This is a genomic window from Bradyrhizobium sp. USDA 376 (genome assembly GCF_054063675.1).
Genome location: NZ_JBSSGN010000001.1, coordinates 455,770 through 478,714, shown reverse-complemented (window position 1 = coordinate 478,714; position 22,945 = coordinate 455,770). Strand labels below are relative to the sequence as shown.

13 protein-coding genes and 3 pseudogenes are annotated in these 22,945 nt (G+C 58.1%); 11 read left to right on the top strand and 5 right to left on the bottom strand.

The features are described 5' to 3' along the window. The first annotated feature begins 4 nt into the window (after positions 1-4). The 4 genes from trbF to ACVJ19_RS02070 are packed head-to-tail and all read left to right on the top strand — an operon-like array spanning position 5 to position 3,160. Positions 5-688 (top strand): conjugal transfer protein TrbF, encoded by a 684-nt coding sequence (gene trbF / locus ACVJ19_RS02085; RefSeq protein WP_028144224.1) that lies wholly within the window; start codon positions 5-7, stop codon positions 686-688. Beyond that, positions 685-1,719 (top strand): P-type conjugative transfer protein TrbG, encoded by a 1,035-nt coding sequence (trbG, locus tag ACVJ19_RS02080; protein WP_028144223.1) that lies wholly within the window; start codon positions 685-687, stop codon positions 1,717-1,719. Before trbF ends, trbG begins: the two co-directional genes overlap by 4 nt. Further along, positions 1,716-2,918: a TrbI/VirB10 family protein gene (locus ACVJ19_RS02075; protein ID WP_011084435.1), complete on the top strand. Its 1,203-nt coding sequence runs from the start codon at positions 1,716-1,718 to the stop codon at positions 2,916-2,918. The genes trbG and ACVJ19_RS02075 overlap by 4 nt, the downstream gene beginning before the upstream one ends. Positions 2,919-2,923: 5 nt before the next feature. Next, positions 2,924-3,160, top strand: coding sequence for a DUF2274 domain-containing protein (locus ACVJ19_RS02070; protein ID WP_011084436.1), 237 nt, complete (start codon positions 2,924-2,926; stop codon positions 3,158-3,160). Positions 3,161-3,272: 112 nt separating this feature from the next. On the opposite strand, the gene ACVJ19_RS02065 is transcribed toward ACVJ19_RS02070, so the two are convergent. After that, complete coding sequence (locus ACVJ19_RS02065) at positions 3,273-3,467, bottom strand: hypothetical protein (protein WP_162131539.1); 195 nt, start codon at positions 3,465-3,467, stop codon at positions 3,273-3,275. 4,242 nt (positions 3,468-7,709) lie between these two features. Between ACVJ19_RS02065 and panB the strand changes: the two are divergent. The 3 genes and pseudogenes from panB to ACVJ19_RS02050 all read left to right on the top strand — a co-directional run bounded on the left by panB (position 7,710) and on the right by ACVJ19_RS02050 (position 13,042). Further along, a pseudogene (panB, locus tag ACVJ19_RS02060) lies at positions 7,710-8,596 on the top strand (3-methyl-2-oxobutanoate hydroxymethyltransferase). After that, positions 8,550-9,415: pseudogene (gene panC / locus ACVJ19_RS02055) on the top strand (pantoate--beta-alanine ligase). Before panB ends, panC begins: the two co-directional pseudogenes overlap by 47 nt. A gap of 510 nt (positions 9,416-9,925) precedes the next feature. Continuing rightward, the gene (locus ACVJ19_RS02050) at positions 9,926-13,042 is read left to right on the top strand and encodes an efflux RND transporter permease subunit (RefSeq protein ID WP_453947822.1); all 3,117 of its coding nucleotides are present in this window, start codon (positions 9,926-9,928) and stop codon (positions 13,040-13,042) included. A gap of 274 nt (positions 13,043-13,316) precedes the next feature. Here the strand turns inward: ACVJ19_RS02050 and fcl are convergent, their stop codons facing one another. Further along, on the bottom strand, positions 13,317-14,324 hold the full coding sequence (gene fcl / locus ACVJ19_RS02045) for a GDP-L-fucose synthase (protein ID WP_011084445.1): 1,008 nt from the start codon (positions 14,322-14,324) through the stop codon (positions 13,317-13,319). Further along, complete coding sequence (gene gmd / locus ACVJ19_RS02040) at positions 14,296-15,381, bottom strand: GDP-mannose 4,6-dehydratase (protein WP_014498053.1); 1,086 nt, start codon at positions 15,379-15,381, stop codon at positions 14,296-14,298. The genes fcl and gmd overlap by 29 nt, the downstream gene beginning before the upstream one ends. Before the next feature lie 1,332 nt (positions 15,382-16,713). On the opposite strand from gmd, the gene glmS reads away from it, so the two are divergent. Next, positions 16,714-18,540: a glutamine--fructose-6-phosphate transaminase (isomerizing) gene (glmS, locus tag ACVJ19_RS02035; RefSeq protein ID WP_453947820.1), complete on the top strand. Its 1,827-nt coding sequence runs from the start codon at positions 16,714-16,716 to the stop codon at positions 18,538-18,540. 320 nt (positions 18,541-18,860) lie between these two features. Here the strand turns inward: glmS and ACVJ19_RS02030 are convergent, their stop codons facing one another. Further along, entirely contained in the window at positions 18,861-19,094 is a 234-nt protein-coding gene (locus tag ACVJ19_RS02030) for a cold-shock protein (RefSeq protein WP_038967990.1), read from the bottom strand. Positions 19,095-19,933: 839 nt separating this feature from the next. After that, a complete protein-coding gene (locus ACVJ19_RS02025) occupies positions 19,934-20,290 on the bottom strand; it encodes a hypothetical protein (protein WP_014498051.1) in 357 nt (118 codons plus the stop codon). Between the two features lie 340 nt (positions 20,291-20,630). Between ACVJ19_RS02025 and ACVJ19_RS02020 the strand changes: the two genes are divergently transcribed. The 3 genes and pseudogenes from ACVJ19_RS02020 to ACVJ19_RS02010 all read left to right on the top strand — a co-directional run bounded on the left by ACVJ19_RS02020 (position 20,631) and on the right by ACVJ19_RS02010 (position 22,521). After that, positions 20,631-21,077: a tyrosine-type recombinase/integrase gene (locus ACVJ19_RS02020; RefSeq protein WP_018647864.1), complete on the top strand. Its 447-nt coding sequence runs from the start codon at positions 20,631-20,633 to the stop codon at positions 21,075-21,077. A gap of 787 nt (positions 21,078-21,864) precedes the next feature. After that, positions 21,865-22,164, top strand: a complete 300-nt coding sequence (locus tag ACVJ19_RS02015) for a type II toxin-antitoxin system RelE/ParE family toxin (protein WP_014498049.1) — start codon at positions 21,865-21,867, stop codon at positions 22,162-22,164. Between the two features lie 51 nt (positions 22,165-22,215). Beyond that, positions 22,216-22,521 (top strand): annotated as a pseudogene (locus ACVJ19_RS02010) (HigA family addiction module antitoxin). The last annotated feature ends 424 nt before the right edge of the window (positions 22,522-22,945 follow it).

The window sequence follows — 22,945 nt, the reverse complement described above, 5'->3', positions numbered from 1 at the left end:
ATCGATGTTCAAACGGCCATCAGTTCACTACGGGCGCATGCCCGAGCCGATTACGCCTTATCAAAAGGCCGCGCAGGTTTGGGACGAACGCATTGGATCAGCGCGCGTGCAAGCCAAGAGCTGGCGCCTGATGGCTTTTGGCTGCCTGACGCTGTCAGCCGGTCTCGCAGGTGGCCTTGTCTGGCAATCGAGTCAGGGCTCGATCACGCCGTGGGTGGTCGAAGTCGATCATCTCGGTCAGGCTCAGCGGATTGCGCCGGCCAACATTGAATATCAGCCCACTGATGCGCAGATCGCCTATCATCTGGCACGCTTTATCGAGGATGTCAGAGGCCTACCGGCAGACGGGATCGTTCTGCGCCAAAACTGGCTGCGGGCCTATGATTTTACGACTGATCGCGGCGCCGCTGCGCTCAACGACTACGCGCGCAGCAACGACCCCTTTGCCAAGCTGGGTAAGGCGCAAATCTCTGTCGAGGTCTCGAGCGTCATTCGTGCGTCGTCGGAAAGCTTTCGGGTCGCATGGACCCAGCGCATCTACGACAATGGCGCGTTGAACTCGACCGAGCGCTGGACTGCAATTCTTACAATCGTGATCGAGACGCCGCGCGAAGCCGAGCGCCTACGCAAGAATCCTCTTGGCGTCTATGTCCGCGCCATCAACTGGTCAAAGGAGTTGGGTCAGTGACCAAGACGCCGTCTGACATTCATTCGAAATGTTCCATTCAGCAAAACAGGCTCAATTCGACTTGGCCCGGGTTCGTGAGCGCGAAGCGTGCACTTCTGTCCGCTCTTATGCTTTGCTCGTCCGTGCTCGGTGGGTGCGCGACATACATTCCGCCGGAGATCAGCTATGACACTGAAGTTCCTCCGCTGCCGGCGACGCCCGTGGCTCTCGACGACAGATTGCGACCGCTTCACGTTCCGCCGCTCTGGAAGCCGGCTCTCGGAGGCAAGTCGGCCGGGAAGGAAGAGGTCGAACCGGTGAGCCGGGTTGAGATGGCAAACAATGCGGCCAGGGTCGAACCGCGCAAGCGGGGGTATTTCAATGCTGCGCAAATCTACGCCTACAGTCCCGGGGCGCTCTATCAGATTTACGCCGCGCCGGGGCAGATCACAGATATCGCGCTCGAGGAGGGAGAACAGTTGACGGGATCAGGGCCGATCGCGGCCGGAGATACTGTACGCTGGGTCGTGGGCGATACCGAGAGCGGCAGCGGCGATACACGGCGCGTCCATGTCTTGGTCAAGCCGACCCGAGCTTCGATCGAAACCAACCTAGTGGTCAACACTGACCGGCGCACCTACCTGATCGAACTCCGATCCCGCGAACGGCCATACATGCCGTCTGTTGCCTGGTACTATCCTGAAACCGCACGGGAACGATGGCGTTCGGTCGCTCTGAAACCCGCTCTTCCGAACCCGGCGCAGCGCATCTCCCGCTATGCCATCGAAGGGGACAGTCCTCCCTGGCGACCGCTCGCCGCATATGACGATGGCCGCAAGGTCTATGTCGAATTCCCGCAAGGCATCGTGCAGGGCGAGATGCCTCCGCTCTTTGTCATCGGTCCAGACGGCAAGACCGAACTCGTCAACTATCGCGCTGACGGCAATGTATTGATCGTCGATCGGCTGTTTGCTGCCGCCGAACTGCGGCTTGGTGGTGAGCACCAGAAGAAGGTCAGGATTGTCAGAACCGGCGGGAGGCCGTCGTCATGAACTCTCGGAATGTAAACGAGCAAGCTATTCCGCCGGAGACACAAGTGGAGCCATCCGAGAGCTTCCGCTTGAGAGCAGAGCACACGCGCGTGACGCGGTTGTCGCGGAAGGTCTTGGCCGGCGGGAGCGCGGTTGCCCTGCTTGTCATCGGCGGAGCGGTGCTGTGGTCGCTGCAGAACAATCGCTCCCGCAATCAAGCGGCCGATGAGCTTTACAGTACCGACCACCACAATGTTGCCGACGGTATTACGACGCTGCCGAAGGACTATGCTGGCGTTCCGCGCCAGCCAATCCCGCAGCTTGGTCCGCCGCTTCCCGGCGACCTCGGTCGACCAATACTTGCTGCTCAAGGCCAGTCGCCGACGATCGGCACTGATCCAGACCAGCAGCGCCGGGATCAAGAGACTGAGGCAGCCCGCATCAGCCATTTGTTCGCTGCGACCAATGAAGGAGCGCGTCCGCCCACCGCTGCGGCGGTTGGAGGCGACCGCCTCGCATCACCAAGCGCAACGAGCACTGGCGAGGATAGATCTGCGCAAAACGGCCAGGACCGCAAGCTTGCCTTCGTGAATGCCTCCGTGGACCGTCGCATGGTAAGCCCTGACCGTGTCATCAGGCCCGCTTCACCATACATCGTGCAGGCCGGGACGGTGATTCCAGGGGCGCTGATCACCGGGATCCGATCGGACCTGCCAGGCCAAATTACCGCGCAGGTAACCGAGAATGTTTTTGACACGCCGACCGGTCGCTTTCTGCTCGTGCCTCAGGGAGCGCGTCTAATCGGCATCTACGACAGCCAGGTCACTTTCGGCCAGTCTCGCGTTCTGCTCGTCTGGACCCGGCTAATCATGCCGAATGGACGTTCTATAGTTCTCGAGCGGCAGCCTGGCGCTGACACCGCTGGCTATGCTGGCCTAGAAGACCAGGTGGACAATCACTGGGGCGAACTCTTCAAGGCTGCGGCACTATCGACGTTTCTCGCCGTCGGAACGGAACTGGGTGCCGGCTCGGACACTAACAGCAACGACAGCGCAATTATCCAGGCGTTGCGTCACGGCGCCTCGGACTCTCTAAACCAAACTGGACAGCAGGTAGTTCGGCGCGGTCTCAATATCCAGCCCACGCTGACGGTACGTCCTGGCTTCCCGATCCGCGTGATCGTGAATCGCGATCTGATCCTTCAGCCTTACGCGAGGTAGATGTTGTGTCGAAGTTGAAAATTGCTGCCGTTCCAGATGACAAACCGGTAAAGATCACTGCGGAGCTACCCGCAAGCGTACATCGCGATCTGCTTGCTTATGCGGATTTACTATCCGCCCAAAGTGGACAGATGGTTGACCCAGCGAAGCTTATCTCGCCCATGCTCTTCAAGTTCATGGCAACCGACCGCGGCTTCCTGAAGTCGCGGCGGCAGACTCGGCGGCTCGTAGAGAACGGATAGAGCTTCGCTAGATGACGTCATGGTCCCGGTCGCATCATCGTATGGCCAGTGTTGAAAAATGAGCTTCAGGCGACTGGCGGTAGTCGGGCCCTCTTCGTCGCGGCTCTATCATTCATGGCACAAAAACGGTCATATTCGTTGGATCAGATGAAAGACGAAACGCGTAGCTTAATCGCCAACGCCGCTGTAACAGCTCGGATCTTAGACTGGCCACCCGCAACAAGGTCTGGTACGGCGCATCGGCGCCGACGAAGTCGATAAGCGATTGGAGCGTCTCGCCGACATCCTCGTCGACTGCGTTGCCCACGGCGCCTCAGTCAGCTTTTTTGCCAGCGCTATCTCGACGACGTGCGTTGGCGTATTTGCGTAGCTTCGCAGCTCTTGGGCCGTCAGCGGGCAGCCGGCCGGGGCGACTTGCCGCTGAGCTAGGGCAACGGCTGTTCCTTCAGGTCGCCGTCGATCATGCGTTCGATGGTGGCTTCGTCGCAGCGCCGGTAATGTGGGTAGGCGCGCAGCATGTCGCTTCAGCGCGCCAGCGAACCGGCCGCGTACAAACCCGTGGCTTTCGATGCGGGTCACGGTGGTCTTGCCGCCCCGATAAGGCCCTTGAGGCCGATAACGATCATGGATAGAGGCTCCGATTGGGAGCCATACGGTCTCAATTGGTATAGATGCTTTCGAGCGTGTTTCGGTCGCACTTGGCGCCGCCCGATGACGAACGGACGAAGACATCAATTTCAGGCTCAAAAATAGCCGACCGGATTTTTTTCCTGAGCAGGCCCACCCCTGGGTTCCACGCCGATCCGAGAACAGAAAGTGCCTTTTGAAATTTTATATCTAGCAAAGTCGAGTGGTCGCGGGTCACCCGCGTAGGGGGGCCCGGAAGGACCCGCCGCTGCAAGAAGTTCGAGACCCGCGAAGGGGTAGAGATGCACTTCGTCGGACCGAGGGGGGACGCCATCTTTCCCAATGAAGACGCCATCGTGCACCTCAACTGCGGATCATGCTCGAACAGAACGAGGAATGCGCCGTCCAGCACGCCCGTTTCACGACGCTGGAAACAATCGCACCGTTCAGCGATGATCCAAGAGTCAGCCTTGCGGCTAACGCCCTCCGCTTGATCGGCGAGCTGCCCAAAGTCTTGTTGCCGTTCTTAACTCGGGCGGCTTCATGACGGCAGGACATCCCTGCTCGCCATCCGCGTTGTGACGAAATGCTGCGGCTGGCCAACGCTGTAGGGTGCGCTCGGTCTTTTTTCCTTGCGGCAGCTGAAACAGAAATATGGGGAGAAAGCGGCGCCCCTGGCGCCGCCTGATCGTTCTGGAGCACTAGGCACTGAACTCGCTTGGTCTTCAAGTTTGACCAACAGTTTCTCGATTAAGTGTGTATGACCACCAATGCTGGTAGGTCTCCCGAGGCCGCCTTGTCGCTAAAGTCCCGCTGTACCCTGAGGCGACGGGCCTCACGGGAAAGCCGGGTGGCTAGCCTTGTGCTCCCCGAGGCTGACTACTGTGCCAGCGGCGCTTGATAGGGACAGCGCCTTCCTTCCTCCATGGGAGGTGCCGAGTCATGTCGCTCCTGGCTCGCCGGCGAAGCGGATGCGGCAGAGATAGCGCATTTGTCCACCCTCCCCGGATGGATATGGGCGCCGAGCCGCATCCGCTGCTTTCCGTTCGCTTTGCGCCTCGCTGATGGGCCTGATGGAGCTTGGTAACGCATTTTGAGAAACGGGCACAATCGTCTTCAATACGACAAACCAACGTGGAGCTTGACCAACTGAACGCCACGGGCGTTTAGCGCGGAGCGGTTGCCGCTGATCGCAAGCGCGCCGAATGGCTATTGTCTGAGGCGTAAACGTCGTAATTGCTCTCAACTGCCAGCGGCCACATAGGCCGCCTTTCGTTGTAAATTGCTGCGCAGGTCTGTCAGCTTTCGGTAAGCCAGGCTCGATAAAGAATCGTTGGGTTTAACGGGAGCGTGGCAGGGACAGCGCATGAGCTGAAGGACCACCATGTGCTGAGTTACGCTTCCGTTAAGCTCATTGCAGTGCGGATGCGGCAGGGTTAGTGCCTCATGATGCCCCAGGCCGTCAGGCGCCGAACCGCGTTCGCACTGCTTCCAACTCACGAGTTAGTTCTCGTTTTTTGGCGGTTTCACTCGGTCCGCTGGCGATAAGCTCCCGATCAGCTTCTTGCCGCCGCTTGAAGCTGAGTTTGGAGCAGGTTAGCTGCAGGGACAGAGCGCTGCCCCTGTGTGTCCGCGGGGAGATAAGCGCCGAGCCAAGTTCTGCTAAGTTCAACTGGCGGGCGGGTAGGGACAGCGCCTGCTCCAGCGCAACCAAACGGCACCGGGTCGCGCCCGCACTGCTTCCGATCAATCATCAGCAATACTTTGGAAGGGAAGAAGACTGCGTGGCTGAATCCCCTCCACCCTTATCTTCGTGCCATTCTCTCCGCCAGGCGTGCCGACGAGCGACGCCGGCAGCGTCGCCCATTTTTCAACGAGGTACTCCTCATCGCGGTCTACGAGGGTCTCGGATAACTTTCCAGCGGCTTTCTATCGTGCTCCGCCTCGATTGACTCTGCCCACATACTTGCGTCGCTCATGTGCGATTGGCATGTTTTCTTGTTCATGCAACGTGCATGTGTCTGGTCGTGCTGGTGTCTCCAATTCAAGGCAAAAACTAGCTTAGAGAGTCGCCGACGAGGAGGGGAGCCACCGATTTTGGTAGGTGCCCCTTGGTACTTCTCGAAGATACAACTTTGTAGCCCTTGAGAATTGGAGCCTCTTGGGAGCAAAGGTGGCCAGCCCCAGTCTTTGCGACCGGGTTGGCCACCAGCGCTCGCGACATCATGCCCACAGGGCAGCTACAGGCCAACGAATGCATATATTCGAGCGGCATATTACGTCCTTGCGGCCGCAAGCGCTTGCGGTGCTTGCAGCCAATCGGGTCCGCGCCCCCCATCGGTCTCTGGGACTATCAGATCGCAGGGCGGCCACATTTAACGTCGACGAAGTTCTGGCGATGCTGGCCATACTCGATTGCGTGGAACCCAACCTGCGGCCGAAAAGCGCGACAGATCGCTGCGCGCATACGCGCGCCTCTAGAGGGGCCGCATGGGGGGGCAACCAGTTCGGGTAGGATGTCTGTGAGACCATGAGGTGTGAGCTTTCAGTAGGTTGTCCATCCGGTCCTGAACGAGGAAGCAACCTGCCGAAGCTTTAGCCTACCCCTTAAGGATCGGATGAACGCCCCCAAGAATGCGCCATTGACGCCGAAAGGCCATGGCGCCAATCTTGATCGAGGCTGGCCTAACGAAGGCTGCAGTGCGCTGCAACTCGCCGTTTTCGGCGAGGACGGTCGCCAAGTTTAAGCGTTCGGCGAGGAAGGAGTGGATGGACCGTGATCGCTCCACAAGACCTCTTTTATCCAAGCCAAATCCTGCCTTCCCATGCGCAGAAGCCGGAACGTTGGGACGACAGCGCCACAGGTCAAACAGATCTCAATCGAGGCCGGTAGTGTCGCCGGCGACCTTCAGCCCTATCCGGCGCCGGCTGGGATTAAACCGATTGCGCAACCTGGGCCCGGCTGAGCCGGAGCGACGCTATGAACGTGAGCATTCCGGCGGACCCGATCCGGGTCGGTATCAAAAAGCTCGGCAAGGTGACCATATAGGCCAGCGGTTAATGGACCGGACAGGACAGAGCAGCCTGCGGGGGAGGACTGCCGAGACGGACGCCTCGGTCTCAAGCACATCGGTACAAAACTCTATAGGAGCTCTTTACCGATCAATCGGCTCAGAAATACAATCTGTTGCATGCCGCCTTATGCTCACCTCGGTGGATTTAACACTGGAAAAAATCGATGCATCAAAAGTGCGCTGTAGAAGTAAACCCGATCGGTCCGACGCGACAGCCGGCCCGCGAATCGGCCGAAGCCGAACACGCCCGCAAGACCTACAGCAAGCGAAGGAAGCCTTCTGGCGTTGATGACGCAACCAAAAGGAATTTTCACCATCTGCGGGTGATTTCCGAGAGGGTCTTTCCTTTCTTCTTGGCGGGTCGACAGATTTCTTCCGCTCTCACAGGGAAGTCGCGGGTGCGCAAAACACTTGGCGAGAAAAGTAGTCGCTGCGAAGGATGTGCTGGAGGCCAATCTTCATTGTCGCGGTTCCGCCACCCTCGATCCACATCCTTATTTCGAAGTGGCCATTCCACCGATGGGCTTGTGGAGATATGGAACAAGAACTCCTATGGGCGACTTCGACCTATGTCATTCTCGCGCACGTGCCTCGCGATGGTGTGTTCTCAACGGCGCTGGTGCGCGGATCCACCAAGCCCATACGCAACTCACTTTTTGCCCTTTGTCCTTCTTGGACAGCGACGAAGAGCGGATTGACGCTGAAGAATTGTAGCAACCAGACTGCTGATCGCGTGGGATACTCGATCAACTCGAGCGCTGGGGATCGCTATAACTTTGCAATAGGCGGCGAGTTGGTTGAAGTTCAAAGCTTTGTCAGTTCGCAGCTAAAAATCGAACTGAGTTCAAATGAGTCGCGTTTCGGAGCAACCGGTCGACCGCATCACAATTCCCCTCCTGCAGCGGTGGAAGCAGGACGGCCGGCGTCTAGTCATGACGACTGCCTACGACGCGGTTGCGGCGCCTATCCCGGATCCTTCCATCGATATCAGTCTCGTCGGTGACAGCGGGGGTAACGTCTGCCTTGGATTCGAAAACACGCCTCCAGTAAGTGTTGCGATGATGAACCATCACCTCGAAGCCGCCGTACGCAGCAAACCGCGTGCCTTGCTCGTCGCCGATATGTCCTTTCTTAGCTTCCACGTCAGCGTTGAGGAGACCATACGAAATGCTGGCGGATTTCTGCAGCGAGGAGCAGCTGCGGCGAGACTCGAGGGCGGTGGCAAAAGAATCGAGATGGTGCGTGCCATTGTCGATTGCGAGATTCCCGTGATGGGTCATCTCGGTCTTATTCCGCAGAGCGTTAATGTCATGGGCGGCTTCAAAGTGCAGGGCCGCAAAGTGGATGAAGCGCTGCGTTTGCTCGATGATGCTCATCGTCTGCAGGAGGCCAGCTGTTTCGCTTTGGTATTGGAGGGCACTCCGGCTGAGCTTACTGCTCGAGTAAGCGATTCCTTGACAATACCGACGATCGGAATCGGCTCGGGCCCAGACTGTTCAGAGCAGGTGCTCTGTTTCATGACGTGCTGGGCCAAACCGAAGGTCATCGCCCCAAATTCGTTCCCGCCTATACGGAAGGCTTTCAGCAGTTCCATGATGCGCTTTCGCGCGGGGCAGCGGATGTCCGCCGTGGCGCGTTCCCCGGCCCGCAAGAGTCCTATCGGCTTCCCGAAGGCGTTGGGGAGGCAATTGCCAACTGGGCGCCATCCACCTCAAATTATCACGAGCGTCGCTGAACTTCGCCGCACTCTCGCAAAATCCCGCAGTGCCAATCAAAGGGCCGGATTGTGCCGACGGTGGGCTATCTCCACGATGGCCACCTGGCGCTGATCGCAGCGAGCCAAGCAAAATGCGATGTGACCGTCGTCAGCATCTTCGTTAACCCCACTCAGTTCGGAGCAAATGAAGATCTCAGCACCTATCTGCGCGACTTCTTGCGCGATGAAGAACTGTGCCGGGATCTGGTGTTGCGATCCTCTTCGCGCCCGATGCACAGGAAGTCTATCCGAGCAATTTCGAAACCTTTGTTGGACCTGGCGACCTCGCGAAACCTCTATGCGGCGCTTTCAGGCCCGGACATTTTCGCGGTGTGGCGACTGTCGTCTGCAAGTTGTTCAACATGGTGCAGCCCCACGTCGCTTTTTTGGCCAGAAGGATGTTCAGCAATGCGTAGTCGTGTGTCGCATGGTGGTTGATCTCAATGTCCCGATCGAGATCGTCACCGTACCGACGGTTCGTGAAAAGGATGGGCCCGCCATGAGTAGTCGCAATCGCTATCTCAGCTAGGAAGCGCGCAGCAGGCCCTTGCAATCAACCAGGGGCTGCCCGCGGCGCTCGATGATTTTCGGTCTGGAGAGTGCAACGTACAAAAGCTGATTGCGGCTGCCAAGGCATTTGGAGGCGGTTGACACATTGCAGTATCTTGACTTATCGACGGTGACACGCCCAAAACCGCCGATAGTCCACTGCGACTCCCCGCGGCGCTATGTACGGCCGCCTACGTTGGCTCAACGCGTCGGATCGACAAAGTGGTATTGGCGTTGCCAACTCGGTAGCGCAAGGCGTGGACAAGCCAGAGCGCAGCTTATTGAGCTGACAGAAACGCTCAAAGCACTGTTCCGAGAGGCATATCGAACTGGCAGCAGAGGGCAAGCCCCGAGACGGCTTTGTTCGGCGAGTTAGCGAAGCGATAGCGGGCGCGCACTGAATATGCGGGGCTAAAAATTTGTGTTTAGCAACTCCGCAAGTCTTGCGACGGTGATCAGCGGCGAACTCGATAAACCTTGGTATAGTGCTTTGCAGCCGATGCTATATCACTCACTTACCTTTGTAGAGTTGAGTACCGGTCAGGTCGTTTGTAATTCCGATGTCGAAGTGCGAAGCCTGAACTAATGCCCGGCTAGAAGTCGTTGCGTTCTAATCAACTATTCTTGTCGGGCCTTTCGCCGATAAACGCAAAAAGGGCACGAGCTCTACAGCGGGGGCTCTAGCACAGTCGCCGCATTGCTGACCATTGCCTTAAAGTTGGTGGCAGATTTACATCCCAATCCCGAATACGAGTTGACATGACATTTACCGCGCTTTTCATCAAACGTCCGGTATTGTCAATCGTCGTGAGTTTCCTGATCTTGCTGATCGGCTTGCGCGCCGCGGTCCTACTGCCGATCCGGCAATATCCGAAGCTAACCAATACGGTCATCAATATCACGACTGCCTATCCTGGCGCCTCGGCCGACATGATCCAGGGGTTCATCACCACTCCCCTGGAGCAAGCAGTCGCGTCCGCCGAAGGCGTCGACTACATCAGTTCCTCGTCTATGCTTGGTGTCTCGACTATTCTAGTTTACATCAAGCTGAACTTCAATCCAAACGAAGCGCTCACGGAGGTGCTCTCCAAGGTCAACTCAGTCAAATACCTGATCCCGAAGGAATCAAACGATCCAGTCGTCACGAAGTCGAGCGGTCAGACGAATGCTGTCATGTATATCGCTTTCTCCAGCGATGAGCTAGCGGCCAACGCGATCACCGACTACCTCACGCGCGTCGTGCAACCGGTTATCTCAACCGTCGACGGCGTTTCAGCGGCTGACATCCTAGGCGGCCAGAGTTTTGCGATGCGGCTATGGCTAGACCCTGCGAAAATGGCTGGGCATGGCATATCGCCGGCTGAAGTTTCGGCTGCAATCGCAGCTAACAACTTCCAGGCTGCGGCAGGCCAGACCAAGGGCTATTTCACTATCTCCGATGTCACAGCAAATACGGATTTGCGGAGTGTTGACGATTTCAAGCGTATGATTGTCAAGGCGAATGACGGTGGCTTTGTGCGCATGGAAGACATTGCGGTAGTCGAACTTGCCGCGCAGATGACGGACACTACCGTCACGATGAACGGCGACCACGCGGTCTTTGTCGGCGTGCAAGCGAGCCCGGAAGGCAATCCGCTAAACATAGTGCGAGGCGTTCGGGCGCTGTTTCCTGAAATGGAGCGTAACCTGCCGCCGCCGCTGAAGATGAAAGTGGCCTACGACTCATCCAAGTTTATTCAATCATCGATCGACGAAGTGAAGAAGACGCTCATTGAGGCCGTCGTGGTTGTGGTCGTCGTGATCTTTCTTTTCCTGGCCTCGCTGCGGTCCGTCATCATTCCTGTGGTTACTATTCCGTTGTCTCTCGTTGGTGTCTGCAGCATGATGCTGGCGCTGGGGTTCTCATTCAACCTCCTGACGCTCCTTGCGATGGTTCTCGCGATCGGCCTCGTGGTCGACGACGCAATCGTGGTGGTGGAGAATATTCATCGCCATTTAGAAGAAGGAGCGGCTCCGCTACAGGCTGCTACAAGGGGCGCGCGCGAGATCGTCGGTCCGGTTATCTCCATGACGATTACCTTGGCTGCGGTATATGCCCCGATCGGATTCCTTGGCGGCCTCACCGGTGGCCTGTTCCGCGAATTCGCGTTCACGCTGGCAGGAGCGGTGATCGTGTCCGGTGTGGTCGCTTTGACGCTGTCGCCCATGATGTGCTCTCTCTTCCTGAGGCGCGCCAAGGGGGGACGATTTGCAAGGCTTGTGAACCGCGGGTTCAGTGCCGTAACACGATGGTACGGCCGCAAGCTCGACCGTTCGCTCGACTATCGCCCAATTACCGGCCTATTTGCGCTGACCATGTTGGGACTTGTCGGCTTTCTCTATATGCATATTTCCAAGGAACTAGCGCCGGAGGAGGATCAAGGTATCATATTCGCGCTAACTAAGGCGCCGAAATACGCCAATATCGACTACCTCGACTATTATGGCACCAAGCTTGAAAGCGCGTTGAAAAAAGTTCCAGAGACTGACTTGAGCTTCGTGTTCAATGGCATTGGCGGCCAGCAGAGTGGCATGGCCGGCATGTTGCTCAAGCCTTGGGACGAACGCAAGCGATCATCGATTGTACTAAAGTCGCTTGTTCAGGCCGAGCTATCCAAAATCGAAGGCATCAACGCGTTTGCCTTTAGCTTGCCTCCGCTGCCGGGCGGTTCTGGTGGCCTACCAGTCCAGATGGTGATCAATTCGACTCTTGGCTTTCAATCCATCCACGAGCAGATGTCAAAGTTGAAGGATGCCGCGCAGAAGAGCGGCCTCTTCATGGTGAGCGACTCCGACCTCGAGTTCAACCAGCCGGTGGTACGAATCAAGGTTGATCGATCGAAGGCTAACGAGCTTGGCATCACCATGCAGATCGTCGGTAACGCGCTCGCCACCTTACTTGGGGGAAATTACGTCAACCGCTTCAATCTGCAGGGCCGCTCCTACGAGGTGATCCCGCAGGTGCCGCGAGAGGAACGGCTAGTGCCGCAATCAATCGGAAGCTATTATGTGAAGACTGCGACGGGATCGATGCTTCCGCTGTCTACCGTAGTCTCCACCGAGACTGCGACCGATCCGAATGCGCTCACCCACTACAACCAGCTCAACTGCGCGACCTTTCAGGCCGTGCCGATGCCCGGCGTCACGATCGAACAGGCCGTGGATTTCCTAGAAGCCGAGGCGAAGAAACTGCCCCCAGGCTTCAGTTACGACTTCCTGGCCGACGCCCGCCAGTACGTGCACGAGGGTAATCAATTGGCGATTACCTTCGCATTTGCCCTCATCATCATATTCTTAGTGCTTTCGGCGCAGTTCGAAAGTCTGCGCGATCCGCTCATCATCATGATCAGCGTGCCGATGGCAATGGTCGGCGCCTTGATTCCGCCGTTCCTCGGCTGGGCGACCATGAACATCTACACCCAGGTTGGACTGTTGACACTGGTCGGGTTGATTTCAAAGCACGGCATCCTAATGGTTGAGTTCGCCAATGAGCTGCAGTTCAAGGAGAGATTTGACCGTCGCTCGGCTATAGAGATGGCGGCGCGTGTCCGACTGCGCCCAATCTTGATGACCACGGCGGCAATGGTCACGGGCTTCATACCCTTGTTGACGGCAACCGGAGCTGGCGCCGCGAGCCGGTTCTCGATCGGACTCGTTCTCGCCGCTGGCATGTCTGCGGGCACGCTGATCACGCTATTCGTGCTCCCGGCGGTCTATGTCGCGATCGCGTCCGATCACCGTGGTAATGGGGGTGTCGTCCGCGCGAACCTCGCCGAGCGCGACTTCACCAGCGCTGCTGATGCCGAGGTAACAAAGCATGACCATCAAATCATCTAGGTTTGCTAGTGTGACGCGCGAAGGAGCTTAGGACCACTTCACGGTTCTTTACACATCGAGAACTTCGCGTGCTTGGTGCCAAACTGGGCGCATCTTTTCGGCGGTTAACAGTCGGAGATCCGCTGCTGCCGCCCCAGGTTAAAGCGGCGCCGGGTATTCACGGAGACCTGACGCCCAAGCTCGACCAAAGGAGAATCGGTGCTCTCTTGATCAAAAAGGAGGGCTGACAGATCATCGCAAGGCTCAGCCCCTTCGGAACATTGCTCGATATGATCTAGCCGGTGATGCAGGCTGCCTTGTCGAGAACGAGCAGATCACTCTGGAGCCGTCCGTCTCTCTCAGCGCAAAACACCCGGTATGCCAGCTGAATGCCTTCCGTGAGCGAGGTGGTGGCTCGCCAGCCGAGTCTGGACAGCCGACTAACATCCAGCAGCTTGCGCGGCGTTCCGTCCGGGCGCGACGTATCCAAGCTGATTTCACCGCGAAAGCCGACGGCGGCCGCGACCATCAGTGCTAAATCGGCGATGGTGATGTCCTCGCCGGTGCCGATATTGACCGGTTCCGGCGACGAATAGGTCTTCATCAGGTGCACGCAGGCATCCGCCATGTCGTCGACATAGAGGAACTCGCGCCGGGGCGTGCCGGTGCCCCACACGATGACGCGCTTCGCTCCCGAAACCTTCGCCTCGTGGAAGCGGCGGATCAGCGCGGCGACGACGTGGCTCAGCTCGGGGTGATAATTGTCGCCGGGGCCGTACAGATTGGTCGGCATCACGCTGATGAAGTCGCTGCCATACTGGCTGCGATAGGCCTCCGCCATCTTGATGCCGGCGATCTTGGCGATCGCATAGGGCTCGTTGGTCGGCTCCAGCGGACCGGTGAGCACGGAATCCTCGCGCAGCGGCTGCGGCGCCAGCTTCGGATAGATGCAGGACGAGCCCAGAAACATTAGCTTCTCGGCGCCGTTCTGATGCGCGGCCTGGATCACGTTCGCCGCAATCGCGATGTTGTCGTAGATGAACTCGGCGCGCAGCGTGTTGTTGGCGACGATGCCGCCGACCTTGGCCGCGGCGAGGAAGATCACTTGCGGCCGCGTCCTGGCGAACCAGTCGAACACGGCGGCCTGGTTGCAGAGATCGACCTCGCGCCGGTCGACCGTGACGAGCCGCACCTCCTCCCGTGCCAGCCGGCGCACCAGCGCGGCTCCGACCATGCCGCGATGGCCGGCGACGTAGACGCTCTTGCCCCTCAGCTCAAACGGTGCGTTTGCCACTGGCCGCATCCCGTTTTGTCTCCGCCAGATCGCTCGTCATCATCTCCTCGACGAGCTGGGCAAAGCTGCGCTTCGGCGTCCAGCCGAGCACCTCGCGCGCCTTGCTGGCGTCGCCGACGAGAAGATCGACCTCGGTCGGACGGAAATAGGTCGGATCGATCTTCACTACAATCTTGCCGCTCGTCTCGTCGACGCCGGTCTCCTCGACGCCCTTGCCGCGCCAGGCGATGCGACGGCCGACATGGGCAAAGGACAGCTCGACCATCTCGCGCACCGAGCGCATCTCGCCGGTGGCGAGCACGAAGTCGTCGGGTTTGTCGGCCTGCAGGATCTTGTGCATGCCCTCGACATAGTCCCTGGCATGGCCCCAGTCGCGCTTGGCTTCGAGATTGCCGAGATAGAGCGTCTGTTCCAGCCCGACCTCGATACGCGCGACGCCGCGGGTGATCTTGCGGGTCACGAAGGTCTCGCCGCGGATCGGGCTCTCATGGTTGAACAGGATGCCGTTCGACGCGAACATGCCGTAGGCTTCGCGGTAGTTCACCGTGATCCAGTAGCCGTAGAGCTTGGCAACGCCGTAGGGCGAGCGCGGATAGAACGGCGTCGTCTCCTTCTGCGGGATCTCCTGCACCAGGCCGTAGAGCTCGGAGGTCGAGGCCTGGTAGAACCGCGTCTCCTTCTCCATGCCGAGGATGCGGATCGCTTCCAACAGGCGCAGCACGCCGATGGCGTCGGCATTGGCGGTGTATTCCGGGCTCTCGAAGCTGACGGCGACGTGGCTTTGAGCTGCGAGATTGTAGATCTCGGTCGGCCGGATCTGCTGCACCAGGCGGATCAGATTGGTCGAATCCGTCATGTCGCCATAGTGCATCAGGAACGGAACGTTGCCGACATGCGGGTCCTGATAGAGGTGATCGACGCGCGCGGTGTTGAACGAGGACGAGCGCCGCTTGATGCCGTGCACGACATAGCCGAGCGACAGCAAATATTCGGCGAGATAGGCGCCGTCCTGACCGGTCACGCCGGTGATGAGAGCGACACGCCCCTTTGAGTTGCGAACCGTCATGGTCTTCCTTAGTTGCACCGGAAAGAGCTGCACTCTGAGAAATCATTGCGAAGCCGCTTCTCGAAAAGATCGATATGCGGATGCGCGCTCCATCGCAATTAAAGGATACGCTCGGCAAGCCAAGTCATACACCGGACTCAGGAAAACACACCATATACATTGATTTAGGTGGACTGAATGATGCCGGCGCATGAGCTTCAAAGATGAAAGTCGAGCGAACCCTCGCAACGGCGACGATCCCAAGCAGGCGGGATGGATGGTAGGCCCTGTTAGACGCGCTCGGGGGCGCTTTGCCTCCTCGCGATATTTCTGGGGTCCTTATCTTTCCACGCGCGCAGGTATGTTTTCCGTTTGGTCCCTCATGGCGCGGAAGAGTGACGTGGTGAGACTTCCGACTAGAAGACGTAGCCTTCGCGGCTCATAATCAGCGCCGCTTTGCTAATTGCGGGTAGGCAATGGACGGCCTGATGCAAAACAGAATGAGAAAGAAAGGCAAACGTTGGTATAGACTTTGTAACGTTTCGATATCGAAATCTTACGTTCGTACAATGGAGCTTTGATGCCAGTCCTCTAACTTGACCGGGCATAAGTTGCCTCTGTCCAATCATGAAAAGTCTCTTAAACCCTCATCGCAAGTGTGTTTCCAGCAAGTCGGGAGCAGCTGCGCAAAGAGATGAGCAGGGACTATGCGGAACGTGGGCAGATCTCATCTTTCTGTCTGAAATGGAGCGAAGCCCAGACGAAGCGTCACTCGCCCGGGAGAATGATTAGTGAGACGCGAGGACTCAGTTGTTGCCATATTGACCGTGCCCGGCAAGCTGGCATCGCTTCTCGCTTCTTCTGAGAACACAAACTGCGTCCTGAAATGGCTCCTCGGTGAGAGTGAGCCAAGCAAGATAACCTGCTTCACCGTAGGATAATTGGCTTTCCGTTCTGTTCGAATGCCCTCAATCTATGGAGCGAGACTATTTGATACATCTTGGCAGCGGCTTGTTGCGCCGGCGACAGTTAGTGAGGCCGTCGAGCGAGCCTGTTTGGGCGGACTTGGATGCGCCGTGCAGGCGCACTAGCGCATCTGATTCTGCTTCAGGCAGTCACGCCAATGGCGATGGCATCGCAGTGTTTCTTCGATCGGCCAGCCAAAAGCGGAATCTAGCTGGGCGAAGCGATGATGGCCGGGAGATCTAAATGAGGCCAGAGAATGCGGCGGTGATAAAGGCGCCCGCTGAAAATCCCGAACCTAAACCTGTTACCTTTGGGCAAACGAAGTTTGCGACGGTGCTCCTGTTGGAGGAACGTCAGACTTCTTGAAGCTGGGCTGCATGGATTGATATGTGTGGAATTGTTGGCATTTTGGGCCGTGGTCCGGTCGTTGATAAGTTGGTCGCGTCGCTCAGGCGATTGGAATATCGTGGCTACGATTCCGCGGGCCTCGCAACTCTCGAAGGAGTCCGGATCGAGCGCCGCCGCGCCGAAGGTAAGCTGAGGAACCTTGAGGAGCAGCTGCGCTATTGTCCGCCGTCGGGGCATGCTGGCATCGGTCACACCCGCTGGGCGACTCATGGAAAGCCGACCGAAAGCAATGCTCATCCGCATGCGACGGAGAATGTCGCGGTCGTTCATAACGGGATCATTGAGAATTTCCGCGAGCTGCGAGCCGAGTTGGAGCGGAATGGAGCCGGCTTTAACTCGGAGACGGACACCGAGGTAGTGGCGCATCTCGTCGATTCCTATCTCAAGAATGGCTACTCGCCCCAGGATGCGGTACAGGCGTCACTGCCGCGACTGCGTGGTGCCTTCGCGTTGGCATTCCTTTTCAAAGCGAACGACGATCTTTTGATCGGTGCTTGCAAGGGCTCGCCGCTCGCGATCGGACATGGTCGCGGCGAAGTGTATCTAGGCTCGGACGCAATTGCGCTCGCACCTTTGACCGACACCGTCACCTACCTTGAAGACGGCGACTGGGCCGTGCTTACGCGCGCAACGTGCGTGATTTATGGTGCAGACGGCTCTATCGTCCAGCGGGAAACATCAAAATCTGGCGTATCAGCGCTCCTTGTGGACAAAGCGAATTACCGCCACTTCATGGCCAAAGAAATTCACGAGCAGCCGACAGTGGCCGGCAAGACATTGGCGCATTATCTCGATGTTGCGGCCAAACGCGTCGCCCTGCCGCTCGCGTTGCCCTTCGACTTTAATTGCATTCAGCGCATTTCAATTACTGCGTGCGGCACGGCTAGCTACGCTGGGCACATCGCCAAATACTGGTTCGAGAGGCTCGCGCGTTTGCCTTGCGACGTCGATGTAGCCTCTGAATTCCGCTACAGGGAGGCGCCTTTGCGCCGAGGCGATCTCGCAATAGTCATCTCGCAATCGGGCGAAACCGCTGACACATTAGCTGCCTTGCGATACGCCAAGGGCAAGGGCTTGCATACGATATCTGTGGTTAATGTACCGACGTCGACGATTGCGCGCGAGAGCGAATCCGTTTTGCCTACCCTGGCAGGGCCAGAAATCGGCGTCGCTTCCACCAAGGCATTTATCTGCCAGCTGATGGTATTGGGGGTGCTTGCCGTCAGAGCAGCTAAGGAGCGGGGTAAGCTGTCTGAAATCGATGAATCGCAGCTCGTGCGCGAGCTCATTGAGGTGCCGCGATTGATTGCTGCGGCCCTGTTGGTCGAGCCCCAGCTTGAGAAGCTCGCGCGTTATATCGCCGGCGCGAGGACAGTACTCTATCTCGGTCGTGGCACATCGGCCCCCTTGGCCTTGGAGGGCGCGCTCAAGTTGAAGGAAATTTCCTATATCCACTCAGAGGGCTACGCCGCCGGCGAGCTCAAGCACGGCCCGATCGCACTGATCGATGAGGCTGTGCCTGTGGTGGTGATCGCGCCTTACGACGAGGTCTTCGAGAAGACCGTCTCTAACATGCAAGAGGTGGCCGCTCGGGGCGGCAAGATCATCCTGATCACCGATGCGAAGGGTGCGTCTGAAGCGATGGTAGACACGCTCCTGACCATCGTGCTGCCGGCAATGGTCGCAAGCTTTACGCCGCTGGTCTATGCCATTCCGGTCCAGCTCTTGGCTTACCATACCGCGGTCGCAAGGGGGGCGGACGTGGATCAGCCGCGTAATCTTGCAAAATCGGTCACGGTGGAATGAGGCTGGAGAAGTTAGTATCAAAGCATTGAGGTCTCGGCCTCGAGCCATTCGGCGCGGGTTTGGTGGCCTAGGTTCTGCGGGGACGGAATCCGACAAGTTCCCAATCCGGGTCGCTCGTAGCTGTCGTGCGGTTTTGGTGAACTTAGCTGATGCTGCCATCAGCCTCGTATAGCAGAATCGACTAGCCTAGGGGCGATCCGGGATGTTGCACGACTGGGACGGCGTTCATCACGCCCGTCCACAGCCCTGTTGCCCTGGTCGCCATCGACCGGAACAGGTGGTCGTCATCGATCGGAAATGGTGGTCGCCATCAATCGGATTCACTGGTCGCCGTGCCCCGGAGCGCGCAGCCTGACTTCGACGGCTCTGTACTTCGAGCGCTGTTTATTGAAACGAATACCGAAAGTCACGCGCGTGCCGGACACCAGATCAGCCCCTGCGCAGCCGCGAAGGTCCGATATGTGCACGAACAAATCCTTGCCGTCGCCATAGTCAGGCCGAATGAACTCCCAGCCCTTTTCAACGCTGTACGACACTACTGTTCCGGTGCGCATGTTTGTTCCACGGTCTTGCGGCTCGATATCGCCGCCTACTACTCCGGAGCTGCGGGTGCACTTTCCGTTCCTAACTCGGCGGCGACGAGCGCGAGCGAAGATGAGCGCCACCACTTGAACATCCTGACTCACCTCGCCTCACAGCAAACCGGCGGGGCGGACCAGGCGCTAGAAGCGACGAGCCCGCCCCTAACATTACCGCATCTGGAGACTCGGTGATGCTGCCCAGGACCGAGCAAGGGTCGTGCCGAATCGAGAATCGGAGATTCTGCAGGCGCTTCGTGGCGGGCTACAGGGTCAAGGTGTTCGCTTTGGTCTGAAAACTGATGGCCGACGGGGGCACTGTCCGTCCCAGTTGGTCCCGCCGAACTTCGGACTGCAGGCTCACGCTCGCGCCGCCAAATTGCCCCGACAACGTGCTGCCCATCACGGCCCAGCGCATTCTCTTGCACGCCCGGCCTGTACGCGATGGCGGCATTCATCCGACCTGCTAAGCACACAGAAATTTCGCTGGCGTATTGAACAGCAGGCAAGCGGGCCTTTTAATCGATCGTCTCCCTTCGGACGCGCACCCGTTCTCCAACACGCTGTGCGCGATTGAGGCTCGAAAACTACGCAATCACGAGCTCGACCATCTCCATCTCAGAATCACTGAGCCTCACGAGGAGGAGCATTCGCATGGGTAGTCGAGCAAGTAGCGAAGCTGGACTGGGGTGATTGTCAGGCTTGCCAAAGGTGCGTTCACCTCGGAGGTAATAGAGCGCCATCGACCCTATTTCACGCTTGGCGAATTGCTCAGCTAGCCGCAGATGGTGGCCCGCTCTAAATGATCTTATCTCTCAGCCTTTGCTGAACGATTTCGACCAGAACTGCTCCGCGAAATCCAGATGGCACTTCATCACGTCCGAGGGAGTTTTGGAATTGGCAAGATTCTTCAGAAGATTGACCTGAGCGTGCAGAGAGGAAGCAGCCAGCTTTGACCCGTCCTTCAACGCCGCAGCGAACAGGTCTGTTGTCTCTTCGAGGGATTTTTTCCATTCCGGAGACGCAAATGAATGGCTTGATGCAGCCCTCGCTGATTCTCCAACATCGTGCGTGGTGCCTCCCGCTTCAGAGGCTGAAGCCTGGGCGGCCCGTTCGGGCTCTGGATGGGTCTTCCGTTCGCGTTTCTCGTATTCGGGACCTCTCGCGGTCATTCAACGTCTCTCCGTCTAAACAGGATCGCAGCTCGCTGCGTGGTCTAGATCCGACCAAGAGCTTCGGAAAGTACCACAACCGGCAACATGTCGAACCTATCTCATTTGGTAGCACTTGCTCATCGGGATTGCTTAAGCGGATATCCGCACCATTTGCGGGGTATGCGAACGACCGCGAGATTTGACTGAGAATTTCCTGCACGGCATGAAGAAAGTTGGTGGCAAGGAAGTCGAGAAGGACCGCGTTCTAACACTCGACGAACTGAAGCCTTCTTTGCGATCCTCAACGATGAGGAAGCGGGCATCACGGATGGAACGCGCTTGGCGCTGAAAGTCCGTATTGCTGACAGCCCAGCGCCGGGGCGAAGTCGCGAGCATGATGCGTTCCGAGCTTCACGGCCTACACGGGGAAAAGCCCCACTGGATCATTCCCGCTGTACGGACGAAGAACAAGAAAGCGGAGCACACAGTCCCGCTCTTCCCGACTGCCGTCAAGTTGATCGAGGCGGCCTTGGAGATCGGCAAGCCAGAGAAGGGAGAGGACCAAGGCAACAGACCCGTCGTTGCCAGTCGCTTCGAAAGCGTTGGGGTGCTTGCGAGCCACTGTATGAGCCAGGCTGTGCGGCGCTTGTTGGAAGACAATGAGCTGGTAGCCTTTACGCCCCATGACCTCAGGCGTACAGCCGCGACCATCGTTCATGCGTCTATGCGCGATGGCATATGTTCGAAGAGAAGCGAGAAGCGATTCCAGCGGATTGAAAAGCATTTAATCACAATCACCGGTTAGCAAACTTCTGCGACACTTCAGCTCCCCTCTCGTCTGTATCGAGCCAGTGCTGTCCGCTCCTCTGCGCTAATGCCCATGAATGTTACGCCGTTGTACCCGCCGTTTGAAAGGGCAGATCGCACGTCATCCGTCGAAGCGCCGATATCGTAAGCGATGTTAGCGAACATATATTGCTGGGTGTCGCTCTCATTGTTCGCGATCTGGGTATTAAGGTGATTGGCGGCGCGATGCGCAACCGCGTTATAAACCCGCTTTTTTGCGCTGCAACTTTCGGTTCACGCCACTGTAGTATCTGAGTTTTGGTTTGACGGGGAACCGAATCATGATCAGGCACCAAACACGCCAGCGCCCACGAGACGCCCTCTAGAAGAGCGCGTATGCGTGCAGCGATCTTGCCTGCCTCCTTCGGCCCAGGTTGAGTTTCACGCTATCGAGTATGCCCAACACTGCCTGAGCCTCCTCGGCATCAAACGTCGCGACTTGGCGATCTGCCGGGCTCAAAGACTGATCGGCGGCCCGGGCCTGATTGGCTGCAAGCACCTCAAGCGCTTGCGACCGCAGGGCTGTGATCTGCCGAAGATTTCGAGTGTTGATTGTCACCGCCCATTCGGACCCACAGTAGATAGCTGCACGTGACTCGGCGCTTTGACGTGAACCGAGGAAGCGCTGTCCCTACCACTCACCGCTAACTTCACCATGGTCAGCCCAAGCAGCGGAAGAAGCTAACCGGGATGCATATTCGGCGAACGCCCCTATCACAACTACCAGGATTGGTCGTAGCCAGCGCTTGGCGATCAGTTGTGATCTTAGGCAGTATGGCCGCGCCACTAGCGGCGAACCGGCTGCGTCGACAAGAGAATGCACAAGCGCATCGCGCTCTCATCCTGATTGTCGCGCTATAGGAGTTCGTCTCGATACGCTCAACGAAGCCGTCAACAGTTCCGAACTGAAGCTGACAGGCAACGATTTCCACAAGCTGGCCGGAAAGTCCGTGCGCTACACGATTCACATCAATGGCCCGTGGTGCATCACATTCGAGTTTGAAGGAGGCGATGCATTCAAGGTTGACTTTGAACAGTACCACTGAACGCAGAATACCGAATAAGCCATGAGGGCTCCGACATGCTGGAGAGCATCAATGGCAGAGCAGAAGGCTAAGCGCGATCCTAACCGCTGCCCGTCTCATCCGGGCGCCGTCCTTGATGAAATTCTACAGTACATCAGGAAGTCTAAGACCGAGATTGCAGAAGCGCTGGGATTCCAGGCAGCATCTGCACGACATCCTCGCGGAGAAGAAGCCGGTCAGTCCGAACGTGGCCGCCCGGATTGGAAAGCCGGTCGGCAACGGCCCGGCCATCTAGCTTCGTTTGCAGGCAGCCCCCGATGCGTGGCACGCCGACGCGAAGTTGATGTCAGCGAGATCAAGATGCTGGAACCGGCTTAGGGCGACGAGTCCGGGTGCGGGGTCGCCCAAACGGTGCCGCAAGCGATGGTAGCCAGCCCGTCCTCGAAGACAGGGGCTGGCCACCTTTACGCCCGAGAGGTTCAAATTCCCCAAGGTGCTACCATTGTATGGTGGAGAAGAACTGGAGAGCACCTACCAGTACCGGTGGAGTGCCGCGCCCCGCGTGCATGTCATATTGAAGCGCTCGGCCCGCAACTGTTCGAGCTGGCTCCGCTCATAGGAGTAACCGCCGTGCCTAGGACCGATGTGGGGGCGGCAATCCAAGCATTCACGGACTACGCCCGTAGGCCAAGCCATACCCCGGCAGAAGACACCTACGGGCCACAGCGAACTGAAGAGCAGCTGGCCGCTCGGCGATTCCGGGTTGAAGTTATCTGCTCAAAAATGGACGCGGTGGCGGAGT